The following is a 1,563-nucleotide window of genomic DNA, read 5'->3' as shown; positions in this document are numbered from 1 at the left end:
TGAACTGACCCCAAAAAGTTGGACCCAAAATCAACTTAGAGGAGGTCAGTTTTTTCATGACAAAATATAGTACAAAATTTAAGATGAAAATAGTACAAGAATACTTAAATAAAGAAGGAGGATATAAATATTTAACTGCTAAATATGGGATCAGTGATCATTCAGTAGTTAGAAGATGGGTTAACTCATTTAAATCACAAGGATATGAAGGCTTAAAAATTTCTAGAAAAAATAATAGTTACTCTTTCGAATTTAAGAAAAATGTAGTAAAGTTGTACTTAACAGGAGAAATGTCCTATCAAGAACTTTCTAATCAATTTAAAATTAATAATCCCTCGATCATTGCTAGATGGGTAATTGATTTTAGAAATCAAGGACTTGATGGACTTAGACCTAAAAAGAGAGGAAGAACTTCAAGTATGACTAAATATAAAAATAAAGAACAAGTAAAGAAAGAATATTCTAAGGAAGAAATAGATGAAATTGCTGAACTTAAAGATAAGCTTTACTGGGCACAAATGGAAATAGATTTTCTAAAAAAAAAGATGGAATTAGAGGACGAGGAAGATCAGAAAATGAGAGAATGGCTAGAATAATTGACTCATTAAGAGAAAAATATCTATTAAAAGATTTGCTTAGCTATTTAAAATTCCCTAAGTCAACATACATGTATTGGAAAAAAAGATTTGACAGAAAAAATAAAGATGAAGCCTTTGAGAATCAAATCAAGAAAATAAGAAAAGATAATCCAAACTATGGATACAGAAGAATACATGCAATGCTTAGAAGAATTGGTCTTGTAATAAACAAGAAAAAAGTTCAAAGACTGATACAGAAGCTTAAACTTCAAGTAACAAACTTTTCACGTAAATCAAGAAAATATTGCTCATACAAAGGAACAGTGGGTAAAGTAGCACAAAATAGGATAAAAAGAAGGTTTAACACTTCTGTAGTACATCAAAAAATCACAACAGATACAAGTGAATTCAAATACTATGAAACAGATAAGTCTGGCAATATGCAAGTAAAAAAACTTTACTTAAATCCTTTCTTGGATATGTTTAATGGAGAAATCATTAGCTATTCAATAACAACTTCACCATCATTAGAGGCAATAATAACGCCTCTTGAAGAAGCGATAGAAAAGACTTCAGACTGCAAATATAAAAGAATCTTTCATTCGGATCAAGGCTGGGCGTATCAATTAAAACAATATACTAATAGGTTAGAAAGTGATGGAATTTTACAGAGTATGTCAAGAAAAGGAAATTGCTTAGATAATTCCCCTATGGAAAATTTCTTTGGAATATTAAAACAAGAAATTTACTATGGTAGAACGTTTAAATCATTTAACGAACTAAAAAAGGCAATAAAAGAATATATAAAATATTACAATGAAGATAGAATAAAAGAAAAACTAGGATATTTAAGTCCTGTTGAATATAGGAAATTGAATGCAGCTTAACTGCGATTTCCCCTAGGGGAAATATGAGGACAAAAAAACCAGAGACAAATATTTCTAAATGTCTCTGGTATAAAGTCCAACTTTTTGGGGTCACCTTA

The 1,563-nt window shown here is 29.4% G+C and carries 1 protein-coding gene; it reads left to right on the top strand.

Going from position 1 to position 1,563, the window contains the following annotated elements:
• The first annotated feature begins 56 nt into the window (after positions 1–56).
• A protein-coding gene (locus tag GKF99_RS08505; protein ID WP_154273151.1) for an IS3 family transposase occupies positions 57–1,465 on the top strand; the annotation gives its coding sequence in 2 pieces (ribosomal slippage) (positions 57–575 and positions 578–1,465; 1,407 coding nt in all).
• The last annotated feature ends 98 nt before the right edge of the window (positions 1,466–1,563 follow it).

Source organism: Finegoldia sp. BIOML-A2 (genome assembly GCF_009678315.1).
In the GTDB taxonomy this organism is placed as follows: Bacteria; Bacillota; Clostridia; order Tissierellales; family Peptoniphilaceae; genus Finegoldia; species Finegoldia magna.
Note: the sequence above shows the minus strand (reverse complement) of the source record. Positions and strands in the feature narration are given on the sequence as shown.